The sequence below is a fragment of the Vibrio sp. Vb0349 genome (assembly GCF_033338975.1).
This window is the reverse complement of sequence record NZ_JAWOTS010000362.1, coordinates 1-1,135: the sequence shown is the minus strand read 5'-3', so window position 1 is coordinate 1,135 and position 1,135 is coordinate 1. Positions and strand designations below refer to the sequence as shown.

Annotated in this window: 1 protein-coding gene; it reads left to right on the top strand. The window is 50.5% G+C overall.

What is annotated here, in order from left to right; translation table 11 throughout:
- On the top strand, nucleotides 1-1,135 hold a 1,135-nt coding region (locus tag R7Q47_RS25850; protein ID WP_318090209.1), incomplete at both ends, for an ABC transporter substrate-binding protein.

Here is a 1,135-nt window from a genome sequence, read left to right as displayed (position 1 = left end):
GTTCCTCATCAATTGCAGCGAAGCAGTGAGCGCTTTTTGCTACGCCAAATTTATTGCTGTTTAGTATCAAGTGATTATTACGGGCGCGTAAAACCAGAGCTGGCGCACCATTGGCGATACGATGAGCAAAAATTCGAATGGACGTTTTACCTTCGCCCCGGGCTTACCTTCCATAATGGCAACCCAATCGATGCCGACACGGTGGTGAGTTTGTTTGCCAAATTGAGCTCACTAGAATACTACGAGAAAGAACTCGCGCATGTGGCAAACGTGACTGCGCCAAACCCTCTCAAAGTGGTGTTTACACTTAACCGACCTGACTTGGGTTTTGCTGGGCTTATTTCTGGCGTGAAATATGGCATTCAGCCCGTGAGTCAGGTGAACGTTGCGAACAACAAGTTGGTGGTAGGGAGTGGGCCATTTTCCGTCGTTGAGCACAGTGAAAACCGTTTGAAACTGCAAGCGTTTGATGGCTATTACGCGTGTCGAGTATTAACGGATTTGGTGACGATCTGGATCGTTAACGATGAAAAGATGGAGAACCCATCGCTCGCTGCGAATACTCTGCAACCACAGCCAGTCCTTGTTGATGACATGTGCGGTCACTACATGTCGACACCGAACAGTGAAACGTCCCCAGCGAGCAAACGCAGTCGAACGGAAGACGGTTGTTTGTTCGCACTGTTTAACCATCATGCGAAGCACGCTTTGTCTCAGGCTCAGCGCCGATACATCAGTGATTTGATTCGACCGGAGCAGTTAGCCGAAGTGATGAAGAGCGAAAAGATCAATTTCGGTAGCGTCGCTGCTTATAACTTGTTGCCAAACTGGAAGCCGGTGTTGCGCCCATTTGGAGATGCGGTCAAGTTACCAAAGCTGATCACCATCGCAGGGTACAATTACACGGCGCTACGCCGGTGCGCTCGAGCGATTTCTTCGCGTTTAGAGCGTGCGGGCAGCCGAGTGGAGATCGTTATGTACTCCTACCGAGAACTGAGCGAGAAAGCCAAAAACGGCACGCTTGATGAGACTCTGGTTGTCACCAATATCAACTTGGACGATAACCGTCATGCGTCCCCGTTTGGCACCTACTTTAGCAATGCCGGGCGCTACCACAGAATAGGGGCGCGCAATG